This is a genomic window from Ruegeria sp. HKCCA5491, assembly GCF_013034565.1.
Taxonomy (GTDB): Bacteria; Pseudomonadota; Alphaproteobacteria; order Rhodobacterales; family Rhodobacteraceae; genus Ruegeria.
This window is the reverse complement of the sequence record NZ_WQGG01000007.1, coordinates 42,864-59,464: the sequence shown is the minus strand read 5'-3', so window position 1 is coordinate 59,464 and position 16,601 is coordinate 42,864. Positions and strand designations below refer to the sequence as shown.

The following is a 16,601-nucleotide window of genomic DNA, read 5'->3' as shown; positions in this document are numbered from 1 at the left end:
GAAGGAAACGCGAGACATGAAAAAGCTGATCACAGCCATCGCTCTGCTGGCCGCCGCGCCTGCATGGGCCGAGGACAAGATGACCGTGCTGCTGGACTGGTTCATCAACCCTGATCACGGTCCCATCATCGTCGCTCAGGAAAATGGCTACTTCGCAGATGAGGGGCTTGAGGTCGAGATCGTCCCACCAGCGGACCCGTCTGCGCCTCCGCGTCTGGTTGCTGCGGGTCAGGCGGAATTGGCCGTGTCTTATCAACCGCAACTGCATCTGCAGATCCACGAGGGGCTGCCGCTCAAGCGGGTGGGCACTCTGGTTGCGACGCCGCTCAACTGTCTGTTGGTGCTTGAGGACGGCCCGATCAAATCGCTTGCCGATCTGAAGGGCAAGAAGGTTGGATTCTCGGTCGCAGGCGTGGAAGAGGCGATCCTGACTGCGATGCTGAACGCACATGGTGTTGCACTGGACGATATCGAGCTGATCAACGTCAACTTTTCGCTGTCGCCGTCGCTGATGACCGGTCAGGTCGATGCTGTGATCGGCGCGTTCCGTAACTTTGAGCTGAACCAGATGGATATCGAAGGCGTCGCAGGCCGTTGCTTCTATATCGAGGAAGAAGGCGTTCCGCCCTATGATGAACTGATCTATGTCGCCAATCCCGACAAGATGGACACCGACATGATCGCCCGTTTTCTGGCAGCGACCGAGAAAGCCACCCAGTACATCGTCAACAACCCCGAAAAAAGCTGGGAAATTTTCGCCGCCACGTCGCCTGAGCTGCAGGACGAACTGAATGCACGCGCATGGGTCGACACTCTGCCCCGTTTTGCCCTGCGTCCAGCGGGTTTTGACGCTGGCCGTTATGCCCGGTTCGAAGAATTCCTCAAGGACAGCGGCATGATCGACAGCATCAACCCAGTCAGCGACATCACTATCGACGTGACGGCACAATGAGCGAGTACGGCAAGGCCTTCGCGCTGATGCGCGACGCGGCGCAAGGGCCGTGGCGGGACTATACCCGCCACGCTTTTGTCGAAGGGCTGAAGGATGGAAACCTGCCGCGTGACGCGTTCCTGCACTATCTGCGTCAGGACTATGTGTTTCTGATCCACTTTTCTCGTGCCTGGGCCTTGGCGGTGGTAAAATCGGAAACCCATTCCGAGATGCTGACTGCAGTCGGCACCGTGAACGCGCTGGTGGCCGAGGAAATGCAGCTTCATATTGGTATATGCGAGGCCGAAGGTATCTCGGGCGAGGAACTGTTCGCCACCCCTGAACGTGCCGAGAATTTGGCCTATACGCGGTTCGTGCTCGAGGCGGGCTATAGCGGCGATTTGCTGGATCTGCTAGCGGCCCTAGCGCCCTGCGTGATGGGCTATGGCGAGATCGGAGCACGGCTGGCGATCGAGGCCACGTCGGAGACCTATCGCGACTGGATCAACACCTATGCAGGCCCAGACTACCAAGACGCATGCAAGGCGGTGGGAACATTGCTGGATCAGGCTCTAACACGACGTATTGGACCGGATTTTGAAACTTCGCCCCGGTGGGACAGGCTGTGCCAGACCTTCCGAACCGCCACAGAGCTAGAGGTCAATTTCTGGCAAATGGGCCTGACACCATGACCTCTGCACCGGATCTAACCATAAGCGGCACGGCCACCATTGACGGAGCGACGCTGTTCGCGCCGCTTAGCCTGACCCTTGGGTCGGGACAGTGGACCTGTTTGCTGGGGGGGTCGGGTGTTGGAAAGACCACAGTCCTGCGCTTGATCGCAGGGCTAGAAACGGGCGCGGATTTCGAGGGCCAGATTACCGCAAGTGATGGTCAGACCGTGGCGGATCGCGTCGCGTATATGGCGCAGGACGATCTGTTGTTGCCGTGGGCGACAGTTGCGCAGAACGTATCATTGGGCGCGCGGCTGCGCGGTGAGACACCCGATATCGAACGCAGGGACCGTTTGATCGAACGGATGCGGCTTCAGGATCACATGGCCAAGAGACCGTCAGAACTGTCCGGGGGGCAACGCCAGCGGGTCGCGTTGGCGCGAACCCTGATGGAGGATCGGCCCATCGTTTTGCTGGATGAGCCGTTCTCGGCCCTGGATGCGCGTACACGAGCCGATATGCAGGACCTTGCCGCCGATGCGCTGAAGGGCAGGACCGTTCTTTTGGTGACCCACGATCCGGGCGAGGCCGCGCGGCTGGGTCAATCCATTGTGGTGATGACACCGCAGGGGCTGACCTCATGCGATCCCCCTGCCGCGCCTGCGCCGCGCCATGTGGATGATCAGGAAACGCTGGAAACGCAGGGTGCTTTGTTGCGACTGCTGAGAGAGGCTGCATGAAGATCCTGTCGGCCCTTGCTGCAACCGTGTTTGCGCTGGTTCTTTGGCAGGCGATCGTCAGCCTGACCGGGTTGCCGAAATTCATCCTGCCCGGCCCTGCTTTGGTTGCCGAGACATGGTGGCAGAATCGCTGGATCATCGCGGAACATACGTGGATTACGGCGGTTGAGGTGGTGATCGGTCTGGCCTTTGGGACGGTTTTGGGGGTTCTGACCGCCCTGCAACTGGCCAATTCACGCGCGGCGCGGGTGTTGGTGCAGCCGATGCTGGTCTTTACCCAAGCCTTGCCGGTTTTCGCGCTGGCACCTTTACTGACCCTGTGGCTGGGATACGGGTTGTGGTCCAAGGTCGCCATGGCCGTGTTGATCATCTACTTCCCGATCACGTCCTCCTTCTTTGACGGGCTGATGCGGACGCCACAAGGGTATCTGGACCTTGCGCGCACCATGCAGGCCAGCCCCCGCGCCGTGTTGTGGCACATTCGTATACCCGCCGCGCTGCCGTCGCTGGCCTCGGGGATGCGGCTGGCGGCCGTTTATGCACCGATCGGGGCGGTGATCGGCGAATGGGTCGGGTCCTCGCAAGGGTTGGGTTATCTGATGCTGTTGGCCAATGGGCGCGCCAAAACCGATCTGATGTTTGCTGCGATGCTGACGCTGGGGGTATTTTCCATCCTTTTGCACCTGATTGTCCGACGGGCCACTGCGCGCATGGCAAGCGAGGCGCGTTAACCATTCAGAAACTGATTCTGAGCCAATCTTTGAGTATGACTCAGGATGCCTTTGCCGAAGCCCCCTCATTGTTCGACTTTGACGAAGCCCCGGGGCAACCTTTGCCGACGGGTAAGTTGCCGTCTTATATCAAGGATCACCGCAAGCGGCTGCGCGAACGGTTCATGGCTGGCGGTTCGGCTGCCATGCCGGATTACGAGTTGCTGGAACTGGTCCTTTTCCGCGCGATCCCTCGGCAGGATGTTAAACCTCTGGCGCGTGCCCTCATGGACACATTCGGCGATTTCAACCGCGTTCTGACTGCGCCAGAAGAACGGCTGCGGCAGATCAAAGGCGTGGGCGATACGGTGATCACCGACCTCAAGATACTCGAAGCCTGCGCCCACCGGATGGCACGGGCGCGGGTGATGCACCGGCACGTGATTTCCGGCTGGGATGCTTTGCTGGACTATTGCCACACAACCATGGCGCACCGCGAGACTGAACAGTTTCGGGTGTTCTTTCTGGACCGCAAGAATGTGCTGATCGCGGATGAGGAACAAGCCAAGGGCACGGTGGACCATGTGCCAGTCTACCCGCGCGAGGTCGCCAAACGCGCGCTTGAGCTAAACGCCTCGGCCCTGATCCTTGTGCATAACCATCCCTCAGGTGATCCGACGCCGTCGCAATCGGACATCGACATGACAAACCGAATTCAGGATGCGTGCACAGCCTTAGGGCTGACGCTGCACGATCACCTGATCATCGGAAAATCAAATGAGCTGAGTTTCCGCTCCGAAGGGTATCTGTAGCTGTCACTCGACCCAGACCTCGACCCGGCGATTGACCTTGCGGCCCCAATTCGTGTCATCGCAAGCCATTGGCATCGCTTCACCAAATGCATCCACATTCAGTTCGACGCTGTCTGGCACCGTGGTCTCGACGGCTGCCACCACTGCATTGCGAACCGTTTTCGCGCGCAGCAGGGCGATACGTGCATTGCCTGCGGCGGGACCGTCGCCATCGCTGAACCCGACAAAGGTCAGCTTGCGCGCATCGAATGCCCCGGATTCAATCTGTTGTGCCAGTTGCCGTATGTTGGACCGCGATTGCGCGTCAGGCCGGGACGACCCCGCCTCAAACCGAAAGGACAGTGACAAGCGTGAGAGGGGACGCAGCGTTTCGATCATGCGCTGCAATTCGTCCAGCCCGACCTCGGGGCCGCCTGACGCTATGGCGTTTGCCAGCCGATCCCCTTGTAACCCGATCTGCATCATTTCCGGGGCTTGATCGACAAAACCAGAGTTTCGGATCTGTAACTGTGCCGCATCGCTTTGGGTATAGGCCAGAAACTGCCTTGCGATCCGGGGCAGGCGGCGGTTGGGCAGATACAGGAACATGGGCGAAGTAAGGGGATAATCCTCGGTCTTAATAGTCTGCCGCGTGGCAGAAAGCGCATGACCGCACCCCCCGGTCAACGGCAGCGCACGAACAGTGTCCAGTTCAGCCTGACTTGCCAACCCGACGGCGAACGGGTCTTTTGCCACCTTTTGCACAAGCGAACCGCTGTGAATATGGCGAACCACGCTTTCCGACAGGGCTGCGTCTGATGGCACAAACAACTGGTCCTCGGCAATCTGGGCCAGTCCTGAACCAGCACTAGGCAAATAGGTTGAGATCGGCGCATCCGGCCCCCCCAATTCGGCCCAGTTCATAATCTCTCCGGCAAAAACCCGAACCAGATCGGTTGGGGAAATCTGCCGCACGGGATTATCCATTGCAACGATCGGGACCAGCGCGTCCAATGCCACAACACGCGACCGGCGCACATGGGTCAGGTCTCCCAGACCGGCCGCCTCTGCCGCGGTTTGCTCATCATCGCGTATTTCGCGCAGGGCCATCACGATGTCGGTCTCGTTATTGGTCAGATCGACAAAACCCTGCCCTGTGTTGTTTGCGCTGAAAAAGAACCGCCCCAGCGGTGCATTCCGACCCGTTTTCTGCAGCTCGATCACGAGGTTGCCAGACTCGGAATCATGAGACGTGGCCAGCAACCCCTCTTGCCGGGCGAAACCTGTGATCAGTGCCGGCAGAACTTTTTCGGCCATCACGGACGAGCCTGAGAAACGCACCTCTGCCACGAAATCAGTCAGGCTGGGGCATGCTGGGCCGTCACACGTGACGCCTGATCCATCAACGGTCAGCGTTCCGAACGGAGTGTCCACCCGATAGAACTCACCATCAAAGCCAAGCAGATTGCCGACAACCTCAACCTTGCCGTCGTGGGATGTCAGGGTGATATCCTGCGCGGACACGTTTTTGGATAGCGTCAGCGAAATAAGTGCAGCGACCGCCACACGAAGAAAGGTCATAAGAAGATCGAGCCTGCCTGCGTTTAATTTGCGGCGATTGTCAGGTCTTCGATCAGATTATTCAACACAAGAAACTCACCCGTTTGGGTACAATTCGGCAGGTTGAGCGTCATCTCGCGCGATGTCAGCCGGCGATCCGAGCGCAATTCAAAGGACTGAACGCTCAGATCGCGGTCGCAGTTGGCGTCTGTCACTTCGGCTTCGACCGTCAGGGCAATTGACCCTGACTGGCTGATCTGAGCGGCTGGAAAGGAATACACTTCGACATTGCGCGCGCTTTCCAGACCGGAATGGCCAAGAGTAACGACATTGCCCGCGCCCTGCGCATTCGGATCAGAGGAAACATGACCCGCGCCGCCATAGCTTGCCCCAAATTCAAGGGCATGGATTTGCAGATCGGTCTCGCCCGTCCACTGAAGGGCAATCCGGTTGTATTGGTTCAGGTCCGGGACATGCGTGGTTGCGACCGTACCATTCTGATCGTCGACCGAGATCAGAAAGATTGCATATTCGGACAACGCCGGAAGCGTCAGCTCCATCCGCCCGTTTTCGTCGGTCATCTGCGTCACGGTCAGGCCACTGTGCAGCACGTCAACCCGATGATTGGCGTGACAGGGCGCCCTGACAGTCAGCGCGGCGGCTGCACCCGGAACGGCATGCGCCCGCGCGCTTAGATTGCAATCCATCGGTTCTGAGGGGGCCGAACGGTTGGGTTGCAGGGATTTTCTGGATTGGGTCGCGTCCGTGGCTGGAGACGAGGAGGTCAGAACAATATCCTCCAGCCCGGCGATGATCGAAGCTTGGTCTGTCATTGCGGTCGTATTGACAACGGTCTGCGTGCCGTTCGGCTGCGCAGGTGATCCATTCTGCATCAGGTAACCGATCGCAAGGGCGCAGGCGACCGTGCCCCCGGTGGTCACGTAGTTCTTAATTACAAACAAGACACCCTCCCCAGTTGAAGGAGCGAGTCGCATACTGGAGATGAATCACGGCCAATATGTGGCCGTGAAACGGACTCATTGTGTCTGAATTACGTCGGCGTCAGGTCAGACGACCGTGGCAATGCTTGAACTTTTTCCCTGATCCGCAGGGGCATCTGTCGTTGCGCGACGGGTTGCCCCATGTGCTAAGGTCATCTTCGACAAAGCCGGGGCGCGCATCACCCGAGGCTTCTGCCTCGGCCTCTGCTTCGGCCTGATCCACCGCCTGATCGACGGCTTGTTGCGCCTGTGCCTGCTGCGCCTGCATTTGCGCCAACATCTCGCGCTGTTCTTCGTCGGTAAGCGGTCGGACGCGCGACAATTGCTGGGTTACAGTTTCCCGCAGACTTTCCAACATGCCTTCGAACAACTGGAAGCTTTCGTTCTTGTATTCGTTCAGCGGGTCGCGCTGGGCGTAACCGCGGAATCCCACGACCGAGCGCAGATGCTCCAGCGTCAGAAGATGCTCGCGCCACTTGCTGTCGATCGTGTTCAGCAACACCTGCTTTTCGATTTTGCGCATGTTCTCGGGGCCAAAGGCTGCAGCTTTTTGGGCCATCATCTCGTCCGAGGCATTGATCAGGCGTTCGCGCACCTGTTCGTCATCTACGCCTTCTTCGGCTGCCCAGTCCTGCACGGGGGCGTCGATGATCAGCTTGTCTTTGACCGCCTCATGAAGACCCTCGGTGTCCCACTGATCGGCGTAGGATTTCGGCGGCATGTATTCGTCGATCAGGTCGTCAATCACCTGTTCCCGCATATCCGACACGATTTCGGACAGGTCATCCGACGACATGATCTCGCGCCGCTGGCTAAAGACCACCTTACGCTGATCGTTCATGACGTCGTCGAATTTCAGGACGTTCTTGCGCATGTCGAAGTTGCGCCCTTCGACCTTGGACTGCGCGCGTTCCAGCGATTTGTTCACCCAAGGGTGAATGATTGCCTCGCCTTCCTTCATGCCCAGCGTGTGCAGGACCTTATCCAGACGTTCCGACCCGAAGATGCGCATCAGGTCATCCTCAAGGCTCAGGTAGAACACGGTGCGGCCCGGATCACCCTGTCGGCCGGAACGGCCGCGCAACTGGTTGTCGATGCGGCGGCTTTCGTGGCGTTCGGACGCCATGACATAAAGACCACCTGCAGCCAGAACCTTATCTTTCTCTTCTGCGTGCCGGGATTCCTCGGCAGAGCGAAGCTCGGCAGGGTCGGCCTCGGGATTTTCAGCCAACGCCTGCAGGACCTTCATCTCGACATTGCCGCCAAGCTGAATGTCGGTGCCGCGGCCCGCCATGTTGGTGGCGATGGTGACGGCACCGAACCGGCCTGCATCGGCGACGATCTGCGCCTCTTGCTCGTGCTGGCGCGCGTTCAGGACGTTGTGCTCGACACCTTCCTTCGTCAGCATCTGGCTCAGAAGTTCGGACTTTTCGATCGAGGTAGTGCCCAGAAGGACGGGCTGCCCGCGTTCCTGCGCTTCCTTTGTTTCCTGGATCATCGCGCCGTATTTTTCTCCAGCGGTGCGATAAACCTGATCGTCTTCATCCGCACGGGCGATCGGCTTGTTGGTCGGAACCTCGACCACGCCCAGACCGTAAATTTCCTGAAATTCTTCGGCCTCTGTCAACGCGGTGCCGGTCATACCGCCCAGCTTGTCATACAGACGGAAATAGTTCTGGAAGGTCACGCTGGCCAGCGTCACGTTTTCCGGCTGAATAGGCACACCTTCCTTGGCTTCGATGGCCTGATGCAGACCTTCCGACAGACGGCGGCCCGGCATCATACGGCCGGTGAATTCGTCGATCAGAACTACGTTGCCATCACGCACGATGTAATCCTTGTCGCGCGTGAACAGCTTGTGCGCGCGCAGGCCCTGATTCACATGGTGAACAACCGTGGTGCTTTCAGGATCATACAGCGAATGGCCTTCGGGGATCAGTCCGCCGGCGATCAGTTGCTGTTCGAGGAACTCGTTGCCCTCATCCGTAAAGGTCACGCTGCGGGATTTTTCGTCCAACGAGAAATGGTCGTCCTGCAAGGACGGGATCAGCGCATCAATCGTGGTATAAAGCTCGGACCGATCCTGTGACGGGCCCGAGATGATCAGCGGCGTCCGAGCCTCGTCAATCAGGATCGAGTCAACCTCGTCCACGATCGCAAAATTGTGGTGGACCTGATAAATCTCGGCCAGATCGGCCTTCATGTTGTCGCGCAGATAGTCAAAGCCCAGTTCGTTGTTGGTGGCGTAGGTCACGTCACAGGCATAGGCGGCTTTTTTCTCGGCATCGGGCTGGCCCGACCAGATAACACCAGTGGTCATGCCGACAGCGCCGAACACCTTGCCCATCCATTCCGAGTCGCGCTTGGCCAGGTATTCGTTCACCGTAACAACATGAACGCCCTTGCCGGTCAGTGCGTTCAGATAAGCGGGGAAAGTGGCGACCAGCGTCTTGCCCTCACCCGTTTTCATTTCCGAGATGTTGCCCTGATGCAGGAAGGCCCCGCCCATCAACTGCACGTCGAACGCGCGCAGACCCAAGGCCCGCTTGGCCCCTTCGCGGACGTTGGCAAAGGCTTCGGGCAGAAGGGCGTCAAGACTTTCGCCATCCAGTGCGCGTTTGCGCAGCTCGGCGGTCTTTTCGATCAGACCCTCATCGGACAATTTCTCGAACTCGGGCTCCAGCGCATTGATCTGTTCGATCAGCGGGCGGGTCGCCTTGATCTTGCGGTCGTTCGGTGTTCCGAACACCTTTTTGGCGAGCGTTCCGAGTCCCAGCATGTTCACTCCAGCGGATCTGTTCTTGTCTTGGTTGCGACAGGCTTGCCCACCTTGCGCGCAACCCATAGATACGGGGGGTGAAAGGCGGCCCTGTCCAAGGCTTCAAAGCGATGTAAGCGGCAGGTTCCTGAGTGTCAACGCTGCGCCCCGTCGTGGCAAAGAAATAGGATGATTCAATGCCCAAAGGCTTCACTTTTCTGCCATCTCTGGCCCTGACTGCCATGATGGCCCTGCCGCTGGCCGCCGAAACACAGCCTGATGCCAGTACGGTTGTTGCCCGCGTGAACGGGGACGAGATCACTTTGGGCCATGTCATCGCTACTGTTGCGACCCTGCCGCCCAACTATCAGCAGATCGAAGACGATGTTCTGTACGACTTCATCATCGAGCAACTGGTCCAGCAGCAATTGCTGGGACAGCAGCAGGAAGCGCTGACGAAATTGAACGCCCTTGCGCTGGCGAATGAGACCCGGTCGTTGCTGGCAGTTCAGACCGTGAATGCGCTGATCGAGGATGCGGTTACCGAGGAAGCCATCCAATCTGCCTACGACGCGCAGTATGCGCAGTTTGAGGGCGAGGATGAATTCAACGCCAGCCACATCCTTGTGGCGACGGAAGACGAGGCAAAGGAAATCAAGACCCAGCTTGATGGCGGCGCGGATTTTGCTGAACTTGCCAAAGAGAAATCGACAGGCCCGTCCGGACCCAATGGCGGTTCACTGGGATGGTTCGGCAAAGGCCAGATGGTGCCCGAGTTTGAGGCCGCTGTTCTGGAACTGGAGCAAGGTCAGGTTTCCGACCCGGTGCAAACTCAGTTCGGCTGGCATGTTGTGACATTGAATGACAGACGCAAATCCGAAGCCCCGGAGCTGGATGCCATCCGCGATGAACTGACACAGACGGTTCAAAACGAAGCGATTCAGGCCCGTATCGAAGAATTGACTGAGGCAGCACAGATCGAGCGGCCCGAACTGGAAGGGGTAAGCCCCGACGTCGTTCGCCAGATTGAGTTGATTCAGGAGTAAGCGACCGTGGCGACGATCACCAAAGTTTCGCCGCTGGCTCCGGCGGCGTTTCCTGAATTGCCCGCGATTGACGGGGTGCGCTTTACCACGGTTGAAGCGGGCGTGCGCTATCAGGGCCGGACCGATGTGATGCTGGCGGTGCTGGATCCCGGTACCTCGGTGGCGGGGGTGTTCACGCGCTCGGCCACTCGCGCGGCACCCGTATTGGATTGTCAGGACAAAATCGGCGGGGCCAGCGATGGTCCGGCGGCGATCCTTGTGAATTCAGGCAATGCCAATGCGTTCACCGGGCATCACGGCCGGACATCGGTGACCGAGCTGACGCAAGCCGTGTCCAAAGCCACTGGTGTTGCGGTGGAACGGGTATTCACCTCGTCAACTGGCGTGATCGGTGAGCCGCTGCCCCATGACAAGATCACCGCCCAGCTTGAAGCGTTGAAATCGGGCCTCAGCCGCCACGCGATCGAGGATGCTGCGCGGGCGATCATGACCACCGACACCTTCCCCAAGGGGGCCTCGACGCAGGTTGAGATTGATGGAAAAACAGTCTCTATTGCGGGGATCGCCAAGGGTTCTGGTATGATCGCGCCGGATATGGCGACGATGTTGGTTTACATCTTCACCGATGCGGTGGTCGAGCAATCGGCGCTGCAGTCGATGCTGGGCACGCAGACGGATCGTACCTTCAACTGCATCACCGTGGACAGCGATACCTCGACCTCGGACACCCTATTGTTGTGTGCAACCGGGGCCTCGGGTGTGGATGCCACTGGCAACGCGGGTTTTGCGCAGGCGCTTGAGGCTGTGATGCTGGACCTTGCACAGCAGGTGGTGCGCGACGGCGAAGGGGCCACGAAATTCGTAGAAATCCGTGTGACTGGCGCGGCCTCGGACGCGGATGCCAAGGTGCATGGGCTGGCGATTGCCAACTCACCGCTGGTGAAAACGGCGATTGCGGGCGAAGACCCCAATTGGGGCCGCGTGGTCATGGCCATCGGGAAATCCGGTGCCGCCGCCGACCGCGACCGTCTGAGTATCTCTTTCGGCGATATTCTGGTGGCCGAGAAAGGCTGGGTTAGCCCTGACTACCGCGAGGAAGACGCGGCCGCTTATATGAAAGGCCAAGACTTGGTGGTCGCGGTCGATCTGGGTTTGGGTGAGGGCGCATCCACCGTTTGGACCTGCGACCTGACCCACGGCTATATCGAGATCAACGCGGATTATCGTTCATGAAGACCGTTTTGGTGTCGGCTGTCGCCCTGATCGACGTCGAAGGCCGGGTGCTGCTAGCGCAGCGCCCGGAGGGCAAGTCCATGGCTGGTTTGTGGGAGTTCCCCGGCGGAAAGATCGAACCCGGCGAAACCCCCGAGGCCGCCCTGATCCGCGAGCTGGAGGAAGAACTGGGCATCAACACCTGGGCCTCGTGCCTTGCGCCACTGACTTTTGCCAGCCACAGCTATGACGATTTCCACCTGCTTATGCCTTTGTTTGCTTGCCGCAAGTGGGAGGGTATCCCGCAGTCCAAAGAGGGTCAGGCATTGAAGTGGGTGCGGGCGAATGAGTTGCGGAATTACCCGATGCCCGCGGCGGATGTGCCGCTGATTCCGATACTGAGGGATTGGTTGTAGTATGTTCATAAAATGCTTGCGAGCTAAGTCTCATAAGCAAAATGGGTTTGGCACAAAGAACGCATGTAGGGTGTAACATCCCAAGCGTCTTCGAGTTGAACTTCCCAGTTCGCCCAATACCAGATCTGCGACGCATGAATGTCTATTTCGCGGGAAAGAGTCTTGAGAAATTCTTGCCATTCTGGGTTTGTCTTTAAATCAAGCCCGGATTCGTCAAATGCTTGGATGATCATATCCGCCAACGTAAAGCGAATGTCTTCTCGACCAGACATTTCATCAAACAGTTTAAGATAAACACCTAGATCGGTGGAATCTACAACTTCGAATTCCCAATCCTGTATGCTCGGCCCGTTTCTTAATCCCAGCCTTTCTGAAATGAAGTCCGGTTTTGCGACTGTGCTGCCCAAGGCAACTGAACAATCATGCAACTGTTTATCCTGAAGCCAAGTACTTTACGCTCCACCCCTGTTACAATTCGTAAGAATTGAGAAAACATCAGGCAAAACTTGCCGCTGATCGTCCTCGTGTCCTGTCATAGGGGCAGTGGTGTCCGGGTCTGAACCGGACCCGCCATTTCCGACCCAAGGGAGGGGTTGGATAGGGAGGAGAAAGAGATTGGCTCAGACGCAGTCGGGCGCTGAAGGGATGACCTCTCTTCCGGCGCTGCTACACCGCAATGCGACGCAGTTCGGGGATTCCCCGGCCTACCGGGAAAAGGAATTCGGGATCTGGCAATGCTGGTCCTGGGCCGAGGCCGCCGCTGAAATCCGTAAACTGGCGCTGGGATTTCTGGAAATCGGCGTGGAAAAGGGTGACCATATCGCCGTGATCGGGCGAAACCGCCCGGCACATTACTGGTCAATGGTAGCCGCTCAGATGGTGGGTGCTGTACCGGTGCCTCTGTATCAGGACTCGGTCGCCGAAGAGATGGCCTATGTGCTGGAACATTGCGGCGCGAAATACGTCGTTTGCGGTGATCAGGAGCAGGTCGACAAGGTCATCGAGATTCAGGAAAACCTGCATCAGGTCAAACACATCCTTTATACCGACAAGCGCGGGATGCGGAAATACGACCATTCCCAGATGAACGCGCTGGACGACATTATGGCCGAAGGCGGCGCGGGACACGCACGGTTCGACACCGAGCTGGATAAGCGGATCGCCGCGATCACCTATGACGACACCTGCGTGATGCTTTATACCTCGGGTACGACCGGAAAGCCCAAGGGCGTGGTGCTGTCGAACCGTAACGTGATCGAAAGCGCAAAGAATTCCTCTGAGTTCGACCACCTGACACGGAACGAAGACATCCTGTCTTATCTGCCGATGGCCTGGGTGGGCGATTTCATCTTTTCCATCGGTCAGGCTTATTGGTGCGGCTTCTGCGTGAACTGCCCCGAAAGTGCCGACACAATGATGACCGACCTGCGCGAAATCGGGCCGACCTATTTCTTCGCCCCACCGCGCGTCTTCGAAACCCAGCTAACCAATGTGATGATCCGCATGGAGGACGCGGGCAGCCTGAAGCGGAAGATGTTCCGTAATTTCATGGCCCACGCCAAAAAAGTCGGTGGCCTGTTGTTGGATGGCAAGCCGGTCAGTTTTGGCGACAAGATGAAATACGCGCTGGGCAATATGCTGGTTTACGGCCCGCTTAAGGATACGCTGGGCTATGGGCGGTTCCGGGTGGGCTATACGGCGGGTGAGGCGATCGGGCCCGAGATTTTCGACTTTTACCGCTCGTTGGGGATCAATCTCAAACAGCTTTATGGCCAGACCGAGGCCACGGTGTTCATCACCCAGCAGCCCGATGGCGAAGTGCGCGCCGATACGGTGGGCGTGCCCTCACCCGCGGTCGAGCTGAAGGTCGATGACAGTGGCGAGATTCACTACCGCTCGCCGGGCGTGTTTGTGGAGTATTACAACAACCCGGATTCGACCGCCTCCACCAAGGATGCCGAGGGCTGGGTCGCGACCGGGGACGCCGGGTTCATCGAGGAAAGCAGCGGCCATCTGCGGATTATCGACCGCGCCAAGGATGTGGGCAAAATGGCCGACGGATCGATGTTTGCGCCTAAATATGTCGAGAACAAGCTGAAATTCTATCCTGATATCCTTGAGGTTGTGCTGTTCGGAAACGGCAAGGATCGTTGCGTGGCCTTCATCAATATTGACCTGATGGCGGTAGGCAACTGGGCAGAACGCAACAACGTTGCCTATGCGTCGTATCAGGAACTGACCAGCCATCCCCGTGTGTTAGAGACTATCAAGGCCCATGTGGAAGAGGTGAACAAGTCGGTTGCGGCCGATGAGATGCTGTCGGGCTGTCAGGTGCATCGCTTTGTGGTTCTGCACAAGGAACTGGACGCCGATGATGGTGAGATGACCCGGACCCGCAAGGTGCGGCGCAGGTTCGTCGAGGAGAAGTTCCACGACATTATTGCTGCCCTGTATGATGGCTCGCCCAATGTCTCGACGACGACCGAAGTGACCTATGAGGACGGGCGCAAAGGGTCGATCAGCGCTACGTTGCAAATCATCGACGCAGCGGTTGTACCGGCGGCACAGCACAAGGTGGCGGCGGAATGAGGGCCGTTCGAGCGCCGCTCGACCTGCGGTCTTCGCCCCGCCCTCCGTCCCGTTTTTGCGCAAGTCAGGGAGTGACTGATGCTGGATAGTTCCGAAGGATATGTCACCGAGGATGGCCGCAAGATCGGCGGCGTGGTGATGGAGATGAAGAATATCACCCTGCGTTTCGGTGGTGTGGTCGCGATCAAGGATATCTCGTTCGACATCCGCGAAGGTGAGATCCGCGCCATTATCGGCCCGAACGGCGCGGGGAAGTCCTCGATGCTGAACGTGATATCGGGGTTCTATGTCCCGCAAGAGGGTGAGGTCTGGTTTCACGGGGCGAAGCGCCCTCCGATGCGGCCTTTTGAGGTGGCACAGCAGGGGATTGCGCGAACCTTCCAGAACATTGCCCTGTTCGAAGGCATGAGCGTTCTGGATAACGTCATGACAGGGCGGCTGGGTTACATGAAGACCAACATTTTCCAGCAGGCGCTGTGGAAGGGGAAAGCCGAGGCGGAAGAAACCGAAAACCGCGAGGCGGTCGAGAAGATCATCGACTTTCTTGAAATCCAACACATCCGGAAAACTCCGGTGTCGCGCCTGCCTTACGGATTGAAAAAACGCGTAGAGCTGGCCCGTGCGTTGGCGGCCGAACCCAAGCTGTTGCTGTTGGACGAACCGATGGCAGGCATGAACGTCGAGGAAAAAGAGGACATGAGCCGCTTTATCCTGGATGTGAATGACGAGTTCGGCACCACCATCGCCCTGATCGAACACGACATGGGCGTGGTGATGGATCTGAGCGACCGGGTTGTCGTGATGGATTACGGAAAGAAGATCGGGGACGGCACACCGGACGAGGTGCGCAACAACCAGGAAGTCATCGACGCCTATCTGGGGGTGAGCCATGACTGACCAACTGACAGACATGAGAGGGGGCGAACATGCCTGATCAGCTGATTTTCGCGATGGAGGTCATCCTAAATGGCCTGATGGCCGGGGTTCTGTATGCGCTGGTCGCACTGGGCTTTGTGCTTATTTACAAGGCTTCGGGGATTTTCAATTATGCTCAGGGTGTTATGGCCCTGTTCGCGGCCATGACCCTTGTCGGGATCATGAATGGGCAAGTGCCGTTCGCGCATCTGATCAACGCGATCTTCGGGACGCATATCCACTATTTCGGGTGGAATGTCCCGGCGTTGCTGGCGATCCTGCTGACCATGGCCGTGATGGTGTTCCTTGCCTGGGCGGTGCAACGGTTCGTCATGCGCCATCTGGTTGGTCAGGAACCGATCATTCTGTTCATGGCGACCATCGGTCTGGCCTATTTGCTTGAAGGCGTGGCCGACCTGATGTGGGGATCCGAGATCAAGACCCTGGACGTGGGCCTGCCACAAGGCATCAACCTGTGGATCGACGAGACCACGTTCAACATCTTTGGCTATGGCTTCTTCATCGACAACCTGGACATCGTGGCGACCTTGATTGCGGCGCTGCTGGTGGCCGCGCTGGTGGTGTTCAGCCAATACACCAAGCAGGGCCGGGCGATGCGAGCGGTGGCGGATGATCATCAGGCCGCGCTGTCGGTGGGAATCTCGCTGAACTTCATCTGGATCATGGTCTGGTCGGTTGCTGGGTTTGTCGCGCTGGTTGCTGGGATCATGTGGGGCACCAAGTCGGGCGTTCAGTTCTCGCTGTCGCTGATCGCGCTTAAGGCGTTGCCGGTGCTGATGCTGGGCGGCTTTACCTCGATCCCCGGAGCGATTGTGGGCGGGCTGATCATCGGAGTGGGTGAAAAGCTGTTTGAATTCGCAATCGGCCCGATGGTCGGTGGCGCGACCGAGAACTGGTTCGCCTATGTTCTGGCGCTGATCTTCCTCGTATTCCGACCGCAGGGTCTGTTCGGTGAGAAGATCATCGAGAGGGTGTAGCGATGCAGAAAATGATTGCCATCATCAATGTGATCGCATGGTCGGGGTTCTGGGCTTTTGGCTATATCGCCGTCACCTCGGACGATCTGACCGCAACCCAACTGGTTGTCGCTGCGATCCTTGCCTTTGCCGGGCTGGTCACGGGCATCATGGCCTACATGAAACTGGTGCGCGCGTCAGAGGCGAGCGGATACGCAAAAGGGTCCAATCAACTGGACGCCGCAGCCCGGAACCGGGCGCAGGAACAATGGGGAAAGTGA

Annotated in this window: 16 protein-coding genes; 12 read left to right on the top strand and 4 right to left on the bottom strand. The window is 58.3% G+C overall.

Annotated features, from left to right (window positions below):
• Nucleotides 1–16: 16 nt before the first annotated feature.
• From GOV88_RS10750 to radC, 5 genes are read left to right on the top strand one after another with little or no spacing between them, the layout of a single operon-like run.
• Nucleotides 17–952 carry an ABC transporter substrate-binding protein gene (locus tag GOV88_RS10750; RefSeq protein WP_171123870.1) on the top strand — a complete coding sequence of 312 codons (936 nt, stop codon included), beginning with the start codon at nucleotides 17–19 and terminating at the stop codon, nucleotides 950–952.
• Nucleotides 949–1,623: a thiaminase II gene (gene tenA, locus GOV88_RS10745; protein ID WP_171240420.1), complete on the top strand. Its 675-nt coding sequence runs from the start codon at nucleotides 949–951 to the stop codon at nucleotides 1,621–1,623. Before GOV88_RS10750 ends, tenA begins: the two co-directional genes overlap by 4 nt.
• Nucleotides 1,620–2,345 carry an ABC transporter ATP-binding protein gene (locus tag GOV88_RS10740; protein WP_171240419.1) on the top strand — a complete coding sequence of 242 codons (726 nt, stop codon included), beginning with the start codon at nucleotides 1,620–1,622 and terminating at the stop codon, nucleotides 2,343–2,345. Before tenA ends, GOV88_RS10740 begins: the two co-directional genes overlap by 4 nt.
• Nucleotides 2,342–3,076, top strand: a complete 735-nt coding sequence (locus tag GOV88_RS10735; RefSeq protein ID WP_171240418.1) for an ABC transporter permease — start codon at nucleotides 2,342–2,344, stop codon at nucleotides 3,074–3,076. Before GOV88_RS10740 ends, GOV88_RS10735 begins: the two co-directional genes overlap by 4 nt.
• Before the next feature lie 35 nt (nucleotides 3,077–3,111).
• Entirely contained in the window at nucleotides 3,112–3,867 is a 756-nt protein-coding gene (gene radC / locus GOV88_RS10730) for a DNA repair protein RadC (RefSeq protein ID WP_171124657.1), read from the top strand.
• A gap of 3 nt (nucleotides 3,868–3,870) precedes the next feature.
• On the opposite strand, the gene GOV88_RS10725 is transcribed toward radC, so the two are convergent.
• From GOV88_RS10725 to secA, 3 genes are all read right to left on the bottom strand, one after another.
• A complete protein-coding gene (locus tag GOV88_RS10725; protein ID WP_171240417.1) occupies nucleotides 3,871–5,427 on the bottom strand; it encodes a phosphate ABC transporter substrate-binding/OmpA family protein in 1,557 nt (518 codons plus the stop codon).
• Between the two features lie 23 nt (nucleotides 5,428–5,450).
• Nucleotides 5,451–6,368, bottom strand: a complete 918-nt coding sequence (locus tag GOV88_RS10720) for a hypothetical protein (RefSeq protein WP_171240416.1) — start codon at nucleotides 6,366–6,368, stop codon at nucleotides 5,451–5,453.
• Nucleotides 6,369–6,468: 100 nt separating this feature from the next.
• Nucleotides 6,469–9,186: a preprotein translocase subunit SecA gene (gene secA / locus GOV88_RS10715; protein WP_171240415.1), complete on the bottom strand. Its 2,718-nt coding sequence runs from the start codon at nucleotides 9,184–9,186 to the stop codon at nucleotides 6,469–6,471.
• 176 nt (nucleotides 9,187–9,362) lie between these two features.
• On the opposite strand from secA, the gene GOV88_RS10710 reads away from it, so the two are divergent.
• From GOV88_RS10710 to mutT, 3 genes are read left to right on the top strand one after another with little or no spacing between them, the layout of a single operon-like run.
• Nucleotides 9,363–10,211, top strand: coding sequence for a peptidylprolyl isomerase (locus GOV88_RS10710; RefSeq protein WP_171240414.1), 849 nt, complete (start codon nucleotides 9,363–9,365; stop codon nucleotides 10,209–10,211).
• A 6-nt stretch (nucleotides 10,212–10,217) separates the two neighbouring features.
• Nucleotides 10,218–11,444, top strand: a complete 1,227-nt coding sequence (gene argJ / locus GOV88_RS10705; protein WP_171240413.1) for a bifunctional glutamate N-acetyltransferase/amino-acid acetyltransferase ArgJ — start codon at nucleotides 10,218–10,220, stop codon at nucleotides 11,442–11,444.
• Nucleotides 11,441–11,839 carry an 8-oxo-dGTP diphosphatase MutT gene (gene mutT, locus GOV88_RS10700; RefSeq protein ID WP_171240412.1) on the top strand — a complete coding sequence of 133 codons (399 nt, stop codon included), beginning with the start codon at nucleotides 11,441–11,443 and terminating at the stop codon, nucleotides 11,837–11,839. Before argJ ends, mutT begins: the two co-directional genes overlap by 4 nt.
• Nucleotides 11,840–11,862: 23 nt before the next feature.
• On the opposite strand, the gene GOV88_RS10695 is transcribed toward mutT, so the two are convergent.
• Entirely contained in the window at nucleotides 11,863–12,267 is a 405-nt protein-coding gene (locus GOV88_RS10695) for a hypothetical protein (protein ID WP_171240411.1), read from the bottom strand.
• Between the two features lie 217 nt (nucleotides 12,268–12,484).
• Between GOV88_RS10695 and GOV88_RS10690 the strand changes: the two genes are divergently transcribed.
• The 4 genes from GOV88_RS10690 to GOV88_RS10675 all read left to right on the top strand — a co-directional run bounded on the left by GOV88_RS10690 (nucleotide 12,485) and on the right by GOV88_RS10675 (nucleotide 16,601).
• On the top strand, nucleotides 12,485–14,428 hold the full coding sequence (locus GOV88_RS10690) for an AMP-binding protein (RefSeq protein WP_171240528.1): 1,944 nt from the start codon (nucleotides 12,485–12,487) through the stop codon (nucleotides 14,426–14,428).
• A 78-nt stretch (nucleotides 14,429–14,506) separates the two neighbouring features.
• Nucleotides 14,507–15,325 carry an ABC transporter ATP-binding protein gene (locus tag GOV88_RS10685; protein ID WP_171123892.1) on the top strand — a complete coding sequence of 273 codons (819 nt, stop codon included), beginning with the start codon at nucleotides 14,507–14,509 and terminating at the stop codon, nucleotides 15,323–15,325.
• A 29-nt stretch (nucleotides 15,326–15,354) separates the two neighbouring features.
• The gene (locus tag GOV88_RS10680; RefSeq protein WP_171124173.1) at nucleotides 15,355–16,341 is read left to right on the top strand and encodes a branched-chain amino acid ABC transporter permease; all 987 of its coding nucleotides are present in this window, start codon (nucleotides 15,355–15,357) and stop codon (nucleotides 16,339–16,341) included.
• Between the two features lie 2 nt (nucleotides 16,342–16,343).
• Nucleotides 16,344–16,601, top strand: coding sequence for a hypothetical protein (locus tag GOV88_RS10675; protein WP_171123896.1), 258 nt, complete (start codon nucleotides 16,344–16,346; stop codon nucleotides 16,599–16,601).